The following is a 17,777-nucleotide window of genomic DNA, read 5'->3' on the forward strand; positions in this document are numbered from 1 at the left end:
TTCAGTCAAAACTGCGATGCAGTACGCAAATCGAAACGACGGCGAGCAGGGATACCAAAGGTCTGTCACTAAATCAGGAAGTTAGCTACGGGGGATAAAGGGCGGATGCAGGGTGACAGTGTCACCCTTCATCAGGCTGGAAAAGGCTTAACGCGGCTGGCCGCCCCAGGAAAGCAGGCTGTCGATCATTTGTTTCAGCAGGCGCTGCAGAGCGGCTGCACGCTGTGGCTCAAAGGCAAACGGGTAGCTTTCGGACATGTAGTTCACCTGCGCCAATTCCAGTTGGATCGCATGCTGTTGCTCGTCTGGCTGGCCGTAAGCGCGGGTGATGTAACCACCCTTGAAGCGACCGTTAAGCACGTGGGTGAACTGCTGTTGTTGTTCGCAGCAGGCCACCAGGCGATCGCTCAGCGCTGGGGCGCAGCTTTCACCGCCGTTGGTGCCCAGATTAAGGTCCGGTAGCTTGCCATCGAACAAACGTGGGATCACCGAGGCGATAGAGTGGGCATCAAACAGCAGTGCGTAGCCGTGTTTCGCCTTTAACCGCGCCAGTTCGTCCTGCAACTGCTGGTGATACGGCTGCCAGATCTGCTGCAGATAACCGGCTCGCTCCTGGTCCGAGGGGGCCTTGCCCGGCAGAAAGCTTGGGCGGCCGTCAAACAGTACGTCCGGAAACAGGCCGGTGGTGGCAGTGGTGTACAGCGGTTTATCGTCCGCCGGGCGGTTCAGGTCGATAACAAACCGCGAATAATTGCCGACCAGTACGCTGGCACCCATCGCACGGGCAAATTCGTATAACTGCGGGATATGCCAGTCGGTGTCAGGCAGCGGTTGGGCATCTTCGGTTAAACCGGCCTCGACCGCCGGAGTGAGTCGGGTACCGGCGTGGGGAATGCTGATCAGCAGCGGCAGGCTACCGGCGTGGAAATCAAAAGGGTCGCGAACAGTCATTGACGTATTTCTCCTCGGAAAATCACCGTGCAGGGCAGTTGTCCACCCAGCCAATAAGCCAGTTCAGCCGGTCGCGACAGCGGCCAGTGAATAAAGTCAGCCACCTTGCCGGTTTCCAGCGTACCGTGGCTCGCCTGCAGGCCCAGCGCTTTGGCCGCGTGTGTCGTAACGCCCGCCAGGGCTTCTTCCGGCGTCAGGCGGAACAGCGTGCAGGCCATGTTGATCATCAGGCGCAGCGACAGCGCCGGTGAGGTGCCTGGGTTGGCGTCGCTGGCAATCGCCATCGCCACCCCGTGTTTGCGGAACAAATCAACCGGCGGGCATTGGGTTTCGCGCAGCAGGTAATAAGCGCCCGGCAGCAGGACCGCGACGGTACCGGCATCGCCCATCGCCCGCGCATCCTGTTCGGTGGCGTATTCGAGGTGATCGGCAGACAGCGCATGATGCTGCGCGGCCAATTCGCTGCCACCCAGCGCGGAAAGTTGTTCGGCGTGCAGCTTAACCGGCAGGCCGGCGGCTTCGGCGGCGGCGAACACTCGTGCCACCTGGGCCGGTGAGAACGCCAGATGTTCACAGAAGGCGTCAACCGCGTCCGCCAGTCCGGCGGCGGCAGCCTGAGGAATAATGGTGTTACACACCAAATCGATATAGTCGTCGGCACGGTTGGCGTATTCCGGCGGCAGCGCGTGCGCCGCCAGACAGGTGGTTTTCACCTCTACCGGCAGCAGTTCGCCCAATCGGCGCGCCACGCGCAGCATTTTCAGTTCACTTTCCGGCGTCAGGCCGTAACCGGATTTGATCTCCACGCAGGTCACGCCTTCCGCCAGCAGCGGCCGTAGTCGGAACAGTGCCTGCTCCAGCAGTTGCTCTTCTTCGGCGTCACGGGTGGCCTTGACCGTGGAAATGATGCCGCCGCCCTGAGCGGCGATCTCGGCATAGCTGACGCCGTTCAGGCGCTGTTCGAATTCTCCACTGCGGTTGCCACCGAACACCAGGTGGGTATGGCAGTCGACAAAGCCCGGCGTAATGATGCCACCGTCGAATTTCACCTTTTCATCCGCGATCAACGTCGCAGGCAGCGCATCGTATTCACCCAGCCAGACAATTTTGCCGTCACGGACGGCGATCGCCCCGTTGCTGAGGGTGTGATACTTGCCGTCGCGCATGGTGACGATGTCGGCCCCGTGCCACAGGCTGTCGCAATGAATCTCAGAGGTCATGGCTTTTCTCCGCCGGAGCCTTGGCTCCCACATGGTTGTATATACAATTAAAAACAACCTAGCGCATTCATCGAGTTGTCACAAGAGGCGGGATAAAAATTTGTTATCGGAATGTGATCGTTGTGGAAGGGCGGGTGCAAAAGAGCACCCGCGGGGGATCAGACGTCGTTGGTGAAACGGCCAAACAGCTGATAGCGGCTGCCGGGATACAGCAGGCGCGCCGAGGTCACCACGGTTTTGCCAGACCAGGTGCGGCGGTGGATCAGCAGGCCCGGTTCGTGGTCTTCCAGCTGCAACAGCTCGCGCTCATGATGAGTCGGCACCACGGCTTCCACAATGTGCTCACCGGCGGTCAGCGGTGCGGCCTGGGTCAGGTAGATATAGGGCGTGACGCGGTCAAAATCCTGCTTCATGTAATCGGGTGCGATCAGGGGGTTCACGCAGCGGTCTTCCACCTGCACCGGCAGGTCGTTTTCATAATGCACGATCTGCGAATAGAACAGCTGTTGGCCGGGTTGAATACCTAACGCCAGCGCTTCTTCTTCACTGGCCGGGCGGGCTTTTAACTGCAGGATCTTGCTGCTGTGGCGATGGCCACGGGCGGCGATTTCGTCGGCGATGTTATGCACTTCCAGCAGCGCGGTGTGCGCCTTGGCTTCGGCGACGAAGGTGCCCACGCCCTGCATGCGGATCAGGAAGCCTTCGGTGGTCAGTTCACGCAGTGCGCGGTTGATGGTCATGCGGCTAACGCCAAGCTCGGCCACCAGTTCGCTTTCCGAGGGGACACGTTGGTGCGGCAACCAATGGCCCGCACGGATTTGGTTTACGATCGCCTGCTTGACCCGTTGATAAATCGGGGCGGGGGTATCGCTCATTGCAGCAGCCAGTTGCAGCACGGTCTGTTGATCAACCAAGACGTTAACCTCGTCAAATAAAAAAATAATAACACCAGTTTACTGTTGGTGTCGGCGTATGTATATGTATATACAACTAAGGGCCGGTTCGCCACAGCAATGCGATGGGCCAGTGCATTTTCGGATGCGCGATTATCGCGCGTTATTAGCCGTTACACTAACAGTGGAATACTGCCATGCCTGCTTATTTTGCCTCACGTGCTCTGCTCCCCGAAGGCTGGGCGCATAACGTTCGCCTGGACGTCAATGCGCAAGGCCACCTGACCCAGGTGACTGCCGATGCCGATCCCGAAGGCTGCACCCGACTGCACGGCGACGTAGTGCCGGGCATGCCGAACCTACATTCTCACGCCTTTCAGCGTGCGATGGCCGGGCTGGCGGAGGTGGCGGGCAACCCGCAGGACAGTTTCTGGACCTGGCGCGATCTGATGTACCGTCTGGTGCAGCGACTGACGCCGGAGCAGGTCGAGGTGATCGCCCGCCAACTGTATATCGAAATGCTGAAAGGCGGATATACCCAGGTGGCAGAATTCCACTACCTGCATCACGGTGCCGACGGCAACCCCTATGCCGATCGCGGTGAAATGACCGGCCGACTCAGCCAGGCGGCGGCGCAGGTGGGGATCGGTATGACGCTGTTGCCGGTGTTGTACAGCTACGCCGGGTTTGGCGGTCAGCCTGCACAGGCGGGGCAAAAACGGTTTATTCAGGATGCGGATCGCTACCTGGAGCAGCAGCAGGTGATCGCGCGTCAGTTGGCGGACCAGCCGTTGCAGAATCAGGGGTTGTGTTTCCACTCACTGCGTGCGGTGGAACTGAGCCAGATGCAGCAGATCCTGGCGGCGTCGGACAGCACGCTGCCGGTGCATATTCATATTGCCGAGCAGCAGAAAGAGGTCAACGACTGTCTGGCCTGGAGTGGGCGTCGGCCGGTGGCCTGGCTGTATGAGCATCTGCCGGTGGATAGCCGCTGGTGTCTGGTGCACGCCACCCATCTTGACCGTGACGAGCTGGAACAGTTGGCACGCAGCAAGGCGGTGGCGGGTCTGTGTCTGACCACCGAAGCCAATCTGGGCGACGGCATCTTCCCCGGCGACGCCTATTTGCAACATCAGGGTCGTTGGGGCATCGGTTCCGACAGCCATGTGTCGCTCAACGTGGTGGAGGAACTGCGCTGGTTCGAATACGGTCAACGGCTGCGCGATCAGCGCCGTAACCGCCTGACCACGCCGGAACAACCGGCGGTGGCGGATGTGCTCTACCAGCAGGCCTTGCAGGGTGGGGCGCAGGCCTGTGGTGCCCCTATCGGCCGTTTGCAAAGCGGCTACCGTGCCGACTGGCTGGTGCTGGACGGCGACGATCCTTACCTGGCTGCCGCGCCGGACGCTTCCATTCTGAATCGCTGGTTGTTCGCCGGCGGCAAGGAACAAATTCGCGATGTGTTTGTTGGCGGGCGTCAGGTGATCGATCAGGGTCGCCACGCCTTGCAACAACAGAGCAGCGCAGAGTTCTTGCAGGTGCTGAAAACCTTCCAGCAGGAGGCATAATGAGCCTGACGCGTTTTGATTTTGCTTCGCTGCCGGTCACGCCGTGGCGCAATGGCGGTGGGGAAACCCGAGAGATTGTCAGCTGGCCGCTGGGGGTTCAGGATTTTGACTGGCGCGCCAGCATCGCCACCATTGCGCAGGACGGCCCGTTTTCGGCATTCAGCGGTATCGATCGTTCGATCACCCTGCTGGAAGGCGACGGCGTACACCTGTTCAGCGCAGGGCAAATTGATCATCATCTGTCGCAGGTCGGCGAGCCGTTCGCCTTCTCCGGCGATGTGGCGCTGCAGGCGACCTTGCTGGGGGGCAGCAGCCAGGACTTCAACATCATGACCCGGCGCGGACGCTGGGCGGCCAGAGTGCAGCGCCTAACGGCGGTGACCCGGCTGCCGGTGCAACATGCGGGCGTTTTGTATGTGTTGCAGGGGTGTTGGACAGTGGCGGACGGCGTCAGCCTGGCAGCAGGTGAAGGCGGCTGGTGGGCGGCAGGTGAGCACTCCGGTTCACTGACGCCGCTGACGGAGGATAGCGTTATTCTGTGGGCCGACATCACACCCGGTTAAGCCGGGCTAGAGTCCGGCGCTAAGTTGTGGGATTATTTGGTTTTCTATCCCACACAAAGAAGGGCGCATGGCCTCGCTGAAAGACGTTGCAAAACTTGCCGGGGTATCGCTCATGACGGTATCCCGCGCCATCAACGAGCCCGATAAGCTGCGGCCGGAAACCTACCAACGCGTCAAACTGGCGATTGACCAACTGGAGTACGTGCCCGATCTCGCGGCGCGGCGAATTCGTGGTGACAGCAGTCGGGTGCAAACGCTCGGCGTGCTGGCGCTGGATACCGCAACCACGCCCTTCTCGGTAGACATGATCCTATCGATTGAAAAAACCGCGCGTGAACACGGCTGGAACAGCTTTGTGGTCAATCTGTTCGCCGACGACAGCGCGGAGCACACCATCGATCTGCTGCTGGCACACCGGCCGGACGGGGTGATCTTCACCACCATGGGGCTGCGGCAGGTGACACTGCCGACCAAATTGCTGGATAAAAAACTGGTGTTGGCCAACTGCGTCAGTCCGGAAAACCCGGTGGCGAGTTATATCCCGGATGATGAGCAGGGCCAGTACGATGCCATGCGAGCACTGATCGCCAAAGGGTATCGCGCGCCGCTGTGCATTCACCTGCCGGAAACCACCCTGGCGGCCGGGCTGCGCCGCCGTGGGCTGGAGCGAGCCTGGCTTGAAGCGGGGGGCGACGTTGGCCAGTTGCGGCAATACCATCTTGATTTGACCGATGGCGACGAGCATTACCGCGACAGCGTGGAGCTGCTGGAGAGGCACTTTTCGCCGGGGCAGCGCGACTGTGATGTGGTGGTGTGCGGCAACGATCGGGTGGCGTTTATGGTGTATCAGGTGCTGCTGGCGCAGGGTTGGAAGATCCCTCAGCAGGTGGGGGTTTTGGGCTATGACAATATGGTCGGCATCGGTCAACTGTTTCTGCCGCCGCTGACCACGGTGCAATTGCCGCATTACGAGCTGGGGCGGCAGGCGGCGCTGCATCTGATTAATCAGCTGGAACACCGGGAGACGCGAAAGGTGGCCTGCCCGTTGTTGCTGCGCGAATCTCTGTAATCCATTAGGGCTCATAACCACGCGCGGATAATCAATTGAGGCCGGTAGGGGTCGAACACGTTCGACCCGATTTACCCCTTGATGGTGCGATGGGGCGCAGCATGCGGCGCCCCTACTATTAACCGGGCGGTCAGTCCCAGATACTCTCCAGCGCCCAGGCCTGGGATGCAGCAAACTGCGCCTGTCCACTTTCGGCAAACAGGCTAATGCCGAGTTGGCCGTCCGCCGGGTAGATACGGCTGGTCAGACAGGCCACGCCCTGATTGACGAACACTTCCAGCGATGAGCGGTCGATAAAGACGCGCAGCGACAGCTCGTCACCTTCCGGCAGAGGGACGCTGCGACAGCCGCACAGGCCCGCATCCTCACTGAAACGCTCCAACACCAAACGGTGGGCTTGATTGTCGACGTACAGCCGTGCCGCGTTGCCAATAGCAATGCCATAGCGTTCGGCATCGCTGTCGGTCAGTTTTAGCGTCAACGCCAGTTCTTGCACCTCGGCGTCCAGCGCCTGGCGTTGGTTGCGCAAGCTGGCCGCAGCAAATGCATGTGGCTGAGCGCGCAACGCCGTCAGCTCGCGCGCCGGGTTCATCAGCAGGTTGCCCTCGGCCCCCAGTGTCAATTCGCGCGGCAGAGTGAGTGCGCCGGCCCAACCCTGCGCTTTGCTCGGCATCGGGGATTCCCACATGTCCATCCAGGCGAACAGCATGCGGCGGCCATCGGCGGCGGTGAAGGTTTGCGGCGCATAGAAATCGTGCCCGCGGTCCAGTTCGCAGAAGGGTTGAGTGACGCTGAAGTCCTCGCCCGGCTGCCAGTGACCGAGCAAATAACCGCTCTGGAAGCGGTTGCGATGACGGTAACCCTGGGCCGCCAGCCCCTGCGGCGAGAACAGCAGCACCTGTTTTTCCCCCAGCGGGAAGAAGTCCGGGCACTCCCACATATAGCCCTGATGCAGCGTCTGTGCACCGCTCAGCACGCGGTCGAACTGCCAATCGCGCAGGTCGTCGGAGCGGTAAAGCCGCGCCTGTCCCAGCCCGTTTTCCTTGGCACCGACCACCATCCACCAACTGTCAGCGGTGCGCCAGACTTTTGGATCGCGAAAATGCTGGATGCCTTCCGGCGGCAACAGTACCGGCCCGTGTTTAACAAAATGGATCCCGTCTTCGCTGGTGGCCAGACACTGCACCTCGCGCACCTGATCGTCGTCTCCTTCCTTGCCCAGCCAGACGTGGCCGGTGTAGAGCAGCGTCAGCACGCCGTTATCATCCACCGCGCAGCCGGAGAAGCAGCCGTCTTTGTCATCGTCGTCGCCGGGGGCCAGGGCGATCGGCTGGTGTTGCCAGTGCGCCAGATCGCGGCTGGTGGCGTGACCCCAGTGCATCGGCCCCCAGTTCTGGTCATAGGGGTGGTGCTGATAGAACGCGTGATAGACGCCGTTAATACAGACCAGGCCGTTGGGATCGTTGATCCAGCCTGCGGCCGGTGCCAGATGAAAGCGCGGGTAGTAGTGATCCTGACGCTGAGCGCGCAGGGCTTCGACCGCATGATCGGCTTGAGCTAAGGCATTTTTCATTGGGTGGGCTCACTTGATTTTAACGTGGATTGAAATTGAAGCGCACTGGCGACAGTCTCGCCGCGCAGCAGGAAGCAGGAAATCAGCGTGGTAGCGGCCACCGCACAGCCCATCAGCAAATAGGTGTCGGCAAAGCCGATGCGGTCGTAGCCATAGCCGGCCAGCGGTGCCAGAAAACCGGCGACGATCTGGCTGATAAACTGGAATCCCACCAGATACAGCGTAGAGGACAGGCGGCTGTCGAAACGAGTGGTGATGTACTTGAACATCGCCACCAGCAGGATAGGCAGTTCTACGGCGTGCAGCAGTTTCATGGCGGAAATCATCAGTGCGCCGCTGGCAAAGCCGGAACCGAACATGCGCAGCGCCATTACGCTGCTGGCCAGCAGCAGGCTCTGTTTAATCCCGAGCCGGTTAACCAGGAAGGGGGCCAGGAACATGCCGCCGGCTTCCAGAAACACCTGTAGCGAGTTGAGGAAACCGTACATGCGGTTGCCTTCCTCGTGGGTGGAGAACTGCGAGGCGAAATATACCGGGAACTGCTGGTCGAACACGCCGTAGATGCTGGTGCCGAGCACGAACACTACCAGCGCCCAGAACCCCGGCAGGCGCAGCAGCGCCAGGGCGTCCTGCAGCTTCAGATTCTCCGGCTTACCGTACTCCAGCCCGGCCATGGCGTTGGGTTTCAGCTCGCGCACCTGCCACAGCAACAGCAGGAACACCGCCGCCGAGGCTGAGGCGATCCAGAAGTTGATATTGGGGTTGATATTGTAGTTAAAACCGGCGAAGAAGGTGGCGCTGGCCCAGCCTAATGAACCCCACATGCGCGCCCGGCCGAATTCGAAGCCAACGATGCGGCTGACTCGTTCGGTATAGGATTCCAGCGCGCCAATCCCGGCATTGAACGCCAGGCTGACAAACACGCCGCCTACCAGTGCGCCAACCACCAGGTTGCTCTGCAGCAGCGGGGCGTAGACGTAGATAAAGAACGGGCCGGTCAGCAACAACAGTACGCCGACAAACAGCAGCAGGTGCTTACGCAGCCCAAGCTTGTCCTGAATAAAGCCGTACAGCGGTTGGGCGCACAACGCCATAATCGACATCGCCGAGAAGATCAGCCCGGTTTCTGTCCCTTTCAGGCCGATTTTCTGGTTCAGCCAGATGGAGATCAGTGAAAAGCTGGACGACCAGGTAAAGAAGAAGAAAAACAACAGGCCGCTGAGGAGCACATAATATTTTTTTGTTTCGCGGTTCATGTGGAATGCCCTGATGGATGAAATTGCCCTTATTGTTAACGTTAACTTTGAGCCAGATAAAGCCATCAAAGCGAGGGATTGCGATGTTAATCACAAAAGTTAACGTTAACATTTTGTGGGTGTGATCAAAATCACCGAAGAGGAAAAGGGCGCACAGGGCGCCCGACAGGAATTAACGTTGGTTAAGCGAACGCAGATGATCGTCACGCCGCAGGGTCATCAGTGCGAACAGGCTGACCACCGAGGTGGCCACCACGTAGTAGGCTGGGATATCGAGGTTGCCGGTCTGTTTGATCAGGCCGGTGATGATTAACCCCGCTGAGCCGGAAAACACCGCATTGGACAACGAATAGGCCAGCCCCAGGCCGGTATAACGTACCTGGGTGGGGAACATTTCTGCCAGCATGGCCGGGCCAGGCCCGGCCAGCAAGCCGACCACCGCCCCGGCGATCATCACCGCGATGCCTTTGGCCAGCAGTGAGCTTTGCGGGTCTTGCAGCAGGTGCAGCAGCGGGAAGGTAAACAGGATCACCGCCACTACTGCCGTCAGCATTACCGTTTTGCGCCCCAGTTTATCGCTGAGCATACCGGCGGGCAGAATGGTCAGCGCGAAGCCGACGTTGGCCAATACCGTGGCCACCAGTGCCTGCTGGAAGGTGGCGTGCAGTGAGGTTTGCAGGTAAGAGGGCATCACCACCAGGAAGGTGTAACCGGCGGCGGACCAGCCCATCATGCGGCCAATGCCGAGGATAATGGTTTTTGCTACGCTGCTCAGCTTCACCACCGGTGGCTGCGTGGTTGAGCCGCGGGTCTGCTGTGCCTGGGTAAAGGTTGGCGTTTCCTGCAGTTTCAGCCGTAGCCACAGTGCTACTACCCCCATTGGCAACGCCAGCAGGAAGGGAATACGCCAGCCCCAGTCGTGTAGCTGTTCCGGCGTCAATAGCGCGGCCAGCAAGGCCACCAGCCCGGCACCGGCCAGCAGCCCGAACGCCACGGTCAGTGACTGCCAGGCACCAAACAGGCCACGTTTGCCCTTGGGAGCGAACTCGGTCATCAGCGACACCGCGCCGCCAAATTCACCGCCGGCAAACAGCCCCTGAAACATGCGTAGCAGGGTCAACAGCAGCGGGGCGGCGACGCCGATAGAGGCGTAGGTCGGCATCACGCCGATCAGCGCGGTAGCCACGGTCATCAGCAGCAATACGGCGATCAACGTCGGTCGACGCCCAATGCGGTCGCCGATGCGGCCGAAAATTACCGCACCGATCGGGCGGCAGAAAAAGGCCAGCGCAAAGGCGGCATAGGTGAGGATCAGACTGGTGATTTCACTTTCACCCTGCAGGGTGAAAAAATTGGCGGCGATCACGGTAGCGAGAAAACCGTACACGCCGAATTCATACCACTCAATAAAGTTGCCGACCGATCCGGCCAGCAACGCCTGACGCGACTGGCGTGCGTCAATAACCGTCGTTTGTGTGCTCATCCCCATTCCCGTGTGTTTGAATTATTGTCAGTCAGTTCTAAATTCTTATGACAAAACAATCAATTATTTTCAGCGGGAACTGTGAGTGGGGGCTTTAGCTTCAGTACCTATCCCTTCCCCCTAACCCTCTCCCAAAGGAGAGGGGACAATATCGCCAGTATTAGGGGTTATTTGCCGTACTGGCGCAGCACCTGCTCAGCGGCGGCGAAGTCGGGGGCCAGTGGGCGATCGATTTCGATAAACGGCACCTGTTGGCGTATCGCCGCGTAGAGTTTGGCCGTAGGAGCAGAGAGCGTAAAACCGTTATGCCGCTGCTGGCGCAGATCCACCGCCTGGGCGTCGTGCACCAGCAGGATGCCAAGCAGTTGATAAGCGTTATCCACCTGCTGCTGAACACGCTCAACCACCGCCGGGGCGTTAGTGGCGATGTCTTCGATATCGCCGGCGACCGGGAAGTAATCGAGTGAGACCGGCATCGCCAGCTCTTTATTGCGCATTGCCAGCATCATCACCGGTTTTTCCATCGCGCCAAAGGCATGCACGGTGTGATCGGTGCCGAGGAAACGGCTCAGGCCGGTAAACGCCGGGTTATTCAGTTTGACTACCTGTTGGGCGCTGGCCAGCGAGTTGTGCGCCAGTGCCAGTCCCAACTGCTCGAAGGCCAGCACCCACGGCAGTGGCTCGAAGTTAGCGCTCGGCAGCACCGCGCCCTGCAGGTTGCCTTCACTCACGTAGCTGACCGCCTCCTGCGGCCGCTGTGACGGTGCCGTGACGTTCAGCGCCACCCCTGGGTTGTCGTCGGAACTGTTTAACTGCACCAGTAATTGATCGTAGGCCTGCCGGTAGCTGCGCTGAAGTTCCGCCAGCAGATAGACGCCGGAGCGGAAGCTGAGCGGATCCTGCAGCGGGCGGCTGTCGTCGTGCTGCCACAGGCTGGAACCGGCCAACAGTTCACGCAGGTTTTTGCCCATCGCCGCCACTTCCGGATAGGGACGTAGCGCCAGGGTATTGGCCAGAAACGGCGATACGTTGCCGTTTAGCGCCTGCAAACTCAGGGCATAGGTCAGGGTATTGACCTGCATCAGATGGGCCAGTGAATCCAGCGCCAGTGCGCCACTGGCGGCGGAATAGGCATTGGAACTGAGGATCGCCAGTGCGTCCTTGGCATAGGGAGTAATGGCCGGCGTTTGGCTGCTTTGCAGCGCCGCACTGGCGGCCACTTTGTTGCCCTGATAATAGACTTCGCCTTCGCCGAGCATCGCCAGCCCGATGTGGCTGATCACCGTGATATCGCCTTCACCCACCGAACCGTCCGCCGGGATCACCGGGGTAATCCCTTTGTTGAGAAAGGCGACATAGGCGTCGACAATCGCCGGTTGAACGCCACCGCCCCCGTTCAGCAGGGCATTGAGCCGGGTGACCAGGGTGGCCCGTGCCACGCGGATACTCATTGGTTCACCGATGCCGCCGGAATGGGCATGCAGCAGACCGACGTTAAATTTTTTCGATGCGTCGATCACTTCCTGCGTCAGCTTGCCGTGCACGTCGACCATCGGCCGATCCTTGTTCAACCCGACGCCGACCGTCAGCCCATAAATTTTCAAACCGTTCTGTGCCGCCTCGATCAGCACCTTATGTGACATTGTCACGCGTTTGATGGCGGCAGGGGCGACGGCCACCGCTTCGCCATCGGCGACGTTAGCAATCATCTGCGGAGTAATGGAGTGGCCGTCGAGCGTGACGGTGGCCAACCCAAGCTGGCTATAACCGAGCGTCAGCGCGGCCAGCAGCGATAAAGCGACTTTTCCTGGCATGATAAGTGAACCCTTATTATTGATTATTATGATGTTGTTATTGCGTTGTGTTCAGGGCTGCCGCGCTGGATGGCGAGCGATAAAATACAGGGTGATCAATGCCAGCAGGCTGGCGATCATCACATACCAGGCCGGGGCAAAACGGGTGCCGGTATTCTGGGTCAGCCAGGTGAGGATCGCCGGAGCAAAGCCGCCGAACACCGTCACCGCCAGGTTGTAGGACACCGACATGCCGCTGGCCCGCACCTGGGTAGGGAACAGATCGGACAGTGCCGCAGGGGCCACGCCGACGAACAGCGACACCAGGATGCAAAACAGCGTCTGCACCAGGATCAACATCGCGGTGGTGTGGTAGGCATCGAGCAACAACAACAGCGGGTAGCTGGCCACCAGTAACAGCACTGCCCCGACCTGCAGGATTTTCAGGGTGCCGATCCGGTCAGACCAGGCCCCGGCCGCCACGCAGCACACCACCATAAAGCAGTTGCCTATCAGCGCCGCCAGAAACGCCTGGTGGCTCTCGAAGTGCATCACTCGCTGAACATAAATCGGCATGTAGATGATCAGCGCATAGATGCTTACCGCCCACAGAATCGACAGCCCGGTACCGAGCAGCACCGCGCGGCGATGGGTGCGGAACAGCAAGCGCAGCGGCATTTCCGGCGTACGGGGTTCCCGCTGCTGGCGCGCCTGCTCTTCGGCGAACAGCGGCGTTTCTTCCAGCGTTTTACGCATCCACAGGCCAATCGGTGCGATCGACAGGCCGATGATGAACGGAATACGCCAGCCCCAGTCACCGATCTGCTCGTGGCTGAGCGTCAGCGTAACCGCGGTTGCCACCAGCGCGCCGAGGATATTGGAGATCCCCATGCTGGCCTGCAGCCATGAAGCGTATTGGCCTTTCTGATGCGCCGGGGCGTGCTCGATCAAAAATGCCGCCGCGCCGCCCACTTCGCCACCGGCGGAAAAGCCCTGCAACACCCGGCCACACAGGATCAGCAGCGGCGCACCGATGCCGATGGCGCTGTACGGCGGCGCAAAGGCAATGATTGCAGTACCGACTGCCATGGTCATGATGGTCAACGTCAGGGCTGCCTTGCGGCCGACCCGGTCACCGTAAGCGCCGATCACCAATGCGCCAAGCGGACGAATAACAAAGCCGAGCCCAAAAGCCAGGAAGGCTTCAAACAGCTGGGTGCCAGCATCGTTCTGATGGAAGAAGTTCTGCGCGATATACACCGCGAAGAAGGCGTACACCGAGAAGTCATACCATTCCAGCGCGTTGCCGATGGAGGCTGCGGCAATCGCCTTGCGGCCGCTGTTTTTACGCGGTGTGGCGGCATCGGCGGCCAGCAGAGGGGCGATGGGCGGAAGCGTGCTTTTATTGATCATTATTATTCTCCGCGAGGCAGTGAGATATACGGCAAGGATTTGTCAGCGATCTCATCCAGTGACTCCTGATAACCGGCATCGGCGTAACGCATCACGCCGGTGGTGGTGTCATTGGTCATCGACAGTTGCAGACGTTGTGCTGCAGCGTCACTGCCATCGGCGATGGTGGTGACGCCTGAGCTGGTCATATAGCCGCTGTAACCGCCGCCGCCGGAGTGGATCGCCACCAGATCGGCCATTGAGGCGCAGTTGACCAGCGCGTTGAGCAGCGGCCAGTCGGCGATCGCATCAGAGCCATCCTTCATTTTCTCGGTCATGATATTCGGATGGGTCATCGCCCCGGCATCGAGGTGATCGCGGGTGAAGGCGATGGGGCCGGACAGGCGACCGTCTGCCACCATGCGGTTGACCTCCAGTGCCAGTTCGGTACGTTCGCCGTGACCGAGCCAGGCGATGCGCGCCGGTAAGCCTTCAAAGGGCACATGCTGGCGCGCCAGGGTGATCCAGTTGCTGACGATGCGGTTGTCGGCAAAGCGCTCGAGCAAGTAGTCATCGATGACCCGAATATCGTCGCTGTTGTTGGACAGGGCGATCCAGCGGAATGGGCCGATGGCGCGGCAGAACAGCGGCCGCAGAAAGGCTTCGGTGAAAATCGGGATCTCGAAGGCGCGCTCAACGCCGCCCTGATGAGCGTGGGTGCGGATCAGATTGCCGTTGTCGAACACCACCGCCCCGCGATCCATAAAGCCGATCATCGCCTGTACGTGCTGAACGATGGAGCGGCGGCTGGCGTCCATCAGCGCATTGATATCGTCCTCGCGCTGTTTGGCCACCTGTTCCGGGCTGTAACCGGCGGGAACGTAGCCGTACACCAGATCGTGCGCGGCGGTTTGGTCGGTGACGATGTCCGGGATCACGCCGCGCGCCAGGATGGCCGGGTAGATTTCTGCGGCGTTACCCAGCAGGGCGACCGAAAGGGCTTCTTTGCGCTGTTGCGCGGCGGCGATCATCATCAGTGCCTGGTCGAGATCGGCCGCCTGGTGTTGCAGAAAACCGTTTTTCAATCGTTTGTCGATGCTGGCCTGATTGACCTCGATGGTCAGGATCGCGGCGTTGGCCAGGGTGCCTGCCAGCGGCTGTGCGCCACCCATGCCGCCCAGCCCGGCGGTGAGGATAAAGCGCCCGCGCAGATCGTTATCAAAATGGCGCTCGGCGATGCGCGAGAAGATTTCATAGGTGCCCTGGATCACCCCCTGCGAACCGATATATTGCCAGTCACCGGCGGTCAGGCCGCCCCAGCAGATCAGGTTTTCTTTTTCCCAGCGGTAAAAGTTCTCCGCCTTCGCCCATTGGCCGACCATATTGCAGTTGGCCATGATCACCAGCGGGGCGTTGGCGTGGGTTTGCAGCAGGCCAATTGGCTTGCCGGACTGTACCAGCAGGGTCTGGTCTTCACGCATGGTTTTTAACGCGTGGACAATGGCATCGTGTGACGGCCAGTCGCGCGCGGCTCGGCCCAGCGCGGCGTACACTACCAGCTCATCCGGGTTTTCACCGACTGCCAGCACGTTTTCCAGCAGGCGCAGCAGCGCCTCTTGCCGCCAGCCCAGGCAGCGCAGCGTGCTACCTGAAGTCACTTCAAAGGTTCTTTTCATGCGGCATCTCCTGACGGCAGATAGCTGCGCAGATCGATACCCAGCGTTTTCTCCACCGGGGGATAGACCGCCGGATCGGTCACCGACGACGAAAGGGGGAACTGGGAGTGATGCATATGGAAAATCACCACTTCCATGTCTGGCCTCAATTGCCCGGCGCTGATCGGGTTACCGGCGCTGTCCAGCGTGGTGATCACGTCCGGGTAGCTGGCGATACGCTCGCCGTGGGCGTCTTCTACCGCCATGTGTTCGTTCATGACGTGGATGCGGCGCAGTGCATTCCCCTCACCGAGAGTCACGATGCCGACGTCAAACGCCTCTTCGGTATAGCGCAGACTGTTGGTTGTTACCACGCCGCTGCCAATAATCTGGCCACCGGTATGACGACAGATGGCATCGACCACGCCGTTGCCTCGCGCCGCCAGGATGCTTTCACCCAATGAGATTGCCAGGCTGATGCCCCCCAGTGCGGCGTGTTGGCGCACGTAGGCCGCCGGTATCGGGTTGCGGCAGCTGGCGATAAACCCGCCGGACATGTCGGCCGCTTTGCGCAGCACCGGCGACACCTTGGCGGTGGCCCCTTTCACTACCAGCTCGATATAGGCGTTATTGGCGCGGTTACCGCCGACGGCGGCCTGGATCATGGGTTGCGGGCTGGAAGCCAGACCGAGTGAGCCCATATCGCCGGTTGGGTGGGCGCGCAGATCGCCGACCGCATCGACCACCTTGCAACCGATCACGGCGGCAGGCAGCCAACCATTGAGGGTACTGGACATGCCATTCTGGCCGACGATCAGTCCGGCGATCGGGGCCCCCAGTTCCTGCTGCACCAGTTGCACCGCCTTGACGTAGTCGACGCCAAGCATCTGCCAGTCGGTCAGACCGCCGGGGGCACCAATCGCCGCCGCGGTGGCTAACCAGGCGTCATCGGCCAATTCGTCGAGGCTGACCAGTTCCGGGCGACCTATGGTCACCGCCAGTCGCCCCAGCTCCAGGCCGTGGGCAACCCAACCACCACCGCCGCAAGCAAATACCGAACCGCCTTTTACCGCGGCTTCCACATCATTAAGTGTTAAAACACGCCCCATGGTCTGTGCTCCTGAAAGTATCGGTGAGATTGCGCTTGAATGAATAATCTATGAATAGTTGCGCTACCGGAATTCGATACTAGGGGGCGGTTAACTAAAATGTCGCATTACTTTTTATCACCTGCGTATAACAAAATGTTAACCCATGGGACAGGTGAATGAGTTATGCCGCTATCACTCGGGAAAGCGGCAGGAAGGGAAGCGCTTAAAGGGCTTAGCGTGACCAGTGGATCTGCACCGACTCCAGGGTGGCGATAAACGCCTGGGCCAGGCGTGACAGGGGTTCGTACATGCCATGTACGATGCTGATCGGGGTTTTGGCGGTGGGTTCTATCGGCCGGAAAACCACCTTGGTCCACACCGGGCCGTTGGCGGTAATTTCGTCGATCAGCGCGATGCCTACCCCGGCCTGTACCAGCGCACAGGCTACGTGGATCTGCTGTACCTCAACGGTAGGGCGCAGGAGCATATTGGCGTCATCCAGCAGCTTGCGCACCAGTTGGCCGATAGGGATCTCGCTGCCGTAACCGATAAACGGCTGGTCGATCAAATCTTCGATGCTAATCACGTTTTTGGCGGTCAGCGGGTGAGTGGCGGGCAGTGCCACCACCAGTCGGTTTTCGTATAGCTGGCGTGAATGGACGTTGGGATGGCCTTCATGCAGAAAGGCCACGCCCAGCTCGACCTGCTGCGTCAGTACCGCCTGCAGCAAGACGTCCGGGATCATGGTGTGCAGGATCACCCGTGCCTCGGGCAACTGGGCGTGGAACCTGGCGATAGCGCTGGGGATCAGTCCCTGGCCCAGGCTTGGGCTGCAGGCGATGCGCAGGTGACCCATGCGATTTTGGATCAGATCCTCCGCCACTTCGTTGACCCGTTGCACTCCTTGATACACCGAGTTGACCTCGACAAACAGGTGACGCGCCTCCGGTGTCGGGTACAGGCGGCCCTTGATGCGTTCAAACAACGTCAGGCCCAAGCGCTGTTCGGTATAGGCAATCAGCCGTGAGACCGCCGGTTGGGAAACATGCAGTAGCTTGGCGGCACCGCTGATCGAACCGGTCAGCATGATGGCGCGGAACACTTCGATTTGCTTGAGGTTTAAACGCACACGCCCTCCACAATGGTTAACATTTTGTTATGCATGAGTGATAAACAAGCATAAGACAGAATAGACAGCCTCACCCTACACTGGCCTCGGTATCGGCACAACAGGCCGATTGATAAGTTGAGAAGCGTGCATTTTTATGCA

The 17,777-nt window shown here is 60.1% G+C and carries 14 protein-coding genes; 3 read left to right on the forward strand and 11 right to left on the reverse strand.

The window, feature by feature from the left end:
* Positions 1 to 147: 147 nt before the first annotated feature.
* The 3 genes from hutG to hutC all read right to left on the reverse strand — a co-directional run bounded on the left by hutG (position 148) and on the right by hutC (position 3,085).
* Complete coding sequence (gene hutG / locus NHG65_RS10735; protein ID WP_499183295.1) at positions 148 to 951, reverse strand: N-formylglutamate deformylase; 804 nt, start codon at positions 949 to 951, stop codon at positions 148 to 150.
* The gene (hutI, locus tag NHG65_RS10740; protein ID WP_414069727.1) at positions 948 to 2,171 is read right to left on the reverse strand and encodes an imidazolonepropionase; all 1,224 of its coding nucleotides are present in this window, start codon (positions 2,169 to 2,171) and stop codon (positions 948 to 950) included. Before hutI ends, hutG begins: the two co-directional genes overlap by 4 nt.
* Positions 2,172 to 2,329: 158 nt before the next feature.
* The gene (gene hutC, locus NHG65_RS10745; protein WP_112348329.1) at positions 2,330 to 3,085 is read right to left on the reverse strand and encodes a histidine utilization transcriptional repressor HutC; all 756 of its coding nucleotides are present in this window, start codon (positions 3,083 to 3,085) and stop codon (positions 2,330 to 2,332) included.
* Positions 3,086 to 3,261: 176 nt separating this feature from the next.
* Here hutC and NHG65_RS10750 point away from each other — a divergent pair, with 176 nt between their 5' ends.
* The 3 genes from NHG65_RS10750 to NHG65_RS10760 all read left to right on the forward strand — a co-directional run bounded on the left by NHG65_RS10750 (position 3,262) and on the right by NHG65_RS10760 (position 6,264).
* Entirely contained in the window at positions 3,262 to 4,632 is a 1,371-nt protein-coding gene (locus NHG65_RS10750) for a formimidoylglutamate deiminase (RefSeq protein ID WP_262260696.1), read from the forward strand.
* The gene (locus tag NHG65_RS10755) at positions 4,632 to 5,195 is read left to right on the forward strand and encodes a HutD/Ves family protein (protein ID WP_262260695.1); all 564 of its coding nucleotides are present in this window, start codon (positions 4,632 to 4,634) and stop codon (positions 5,193 to 5,195) included. The genes NHG65_RS10750 and NHG65_RS10755 overlap by 1 nt, the downstream gene beginning before the upstream one ends.
* Before the next feature lie 67 nt (positions 5,196 to 5,262).
* Positions 5,263 to 6,264, forward strand: a complete 1,002-nt coding sequence (locus NHG65_RS10760) for a LacI family DNA-binding transcriptional regulator (protein ID WP_112348332.1) — start codon at positions 5,263 to 5,265, stop codon at positions 6,262 to 6,264.
* A 130-nt stretch (positions 6,265 to 6,394) separates the two neighbouring features.
* Here the strand turns inward: NHG65_RS10760 and NHG65_RS10765 are convergent, their stop codons facing one another.
* The 8 genes from NHG65_RS10765 to NHG65_RS10800 all read right to left on the reverse strand — a co-directional run bounded on the left by NHG65_RS10765 (position 6,395) and on the right by NHG65_RS10800 (position 17,636).
* Positions 6,395 to 7,837: a glycoside hydrolase family 32 protein gene (locus tag NHG65_RS10765; protein ID WP_262260694.1), complete on the reverse strand. Its 1,443-nt coding sequence runs from the start codon at positions 7,835 to 7,837 to the stop codon at positions 6,395 to 6,397.
* A complete protein-coding gene (locus NHG65_RS10770) occupies positions 7,834 to 9,093 on the reverse strand; it encodes an MFS transporter (RefSeq protein ID WP_499183296.1) in 1,260 nt (419 codons plus the stop codon). The genes NHG65_RS10765 and NHG65_RS10770 overlap by 4 nt, the downstream gene beginning before the upstream one ends.
* A 172-nt stretch (positions 9,094 to 9,265) precedes the next feature.
* On the reverse strand, positions 9,266 to 10,576 hold the full coding sequence (locus NHG65_RS10775) for an MFS transporter (RefSeq protein WP_099065589.1): 1,311 nt from the start codon (positions 10,574 to 10,576) through the stop codon (positions 9,266 to 9,268).
* Between the two features lie 167 nt (positions 10,577 to 10,743).
* Entirely contained in the window at positions 10,744 to 12,390 is a 1,647-nt protein-coding gene (locus NHG65_RS10780) for an HAL/PAL/TAL family ammonia-lyase (RefSeq protein WP_499183297.1), read from the reverse strand.
* Between the two features lie 51 nt (positions 12,391 to 12,441).
* Entirely contained in the window at positions 12,442 to 13,782 is a 1,341-nt protein-coding gene (locus NHG65_RS10785; RefSeq protein WP_207980059.1) for an MFS transporter, read from the reverse strand.
* A gap of 2 nt (positions 13,783 to 13,784) precedes the next feature.
* Positions 13,785 to 15,437 carry a thiourocanate hydratase gene (gene ertB, locus NHG65_RS10790; RefSeq protein ID WP_207980057.1) on the reverse strand — a complete coding sequence of 551 codons (1,653 nt, stop codon included), beginning with the start codon at positions 15,435 to 15,437 and terminating at the stop codon, positions 13,785 to 13,787.
* A complete protein-coding gene (gene ertC, locus NHG65_RS10795; protein ID WP_499183298.1) occupies positions 15,434 to 16,525 on the reverse strand; it encodes a thiohydantoin desulfurase in 1,092 nt (363 codons plus the stop codon). The genes ertB and ertC overlap by 4 nt, the downstream gene beginning before the upstream one ends.
* Before the next feature lie 214 nt (positions 16,526 to 16,739).
* On the reverse strand, positions 16,740 to 17,636 hold the full coding sequence (locus tag NHG65_RS10800; protein ID WP_099065594.1) for a LysR family transcriptional regulator: 897 nt from the start codon (positions 17,634 to 17,636) through the stop codon (positions 16,740 to 16,742).
* Positions 17,637 to 17,777 lie beyond the last annotated feature (141 nt).

The organism is Serratia myotis, assembly GCF_027474885.1.
GTDB lineage: Bacteria > Pseudomonadota > Gammaproteobacteria > Enterobacterales > Enterobacteriaceae > Serratia > Serratia proteamaculans.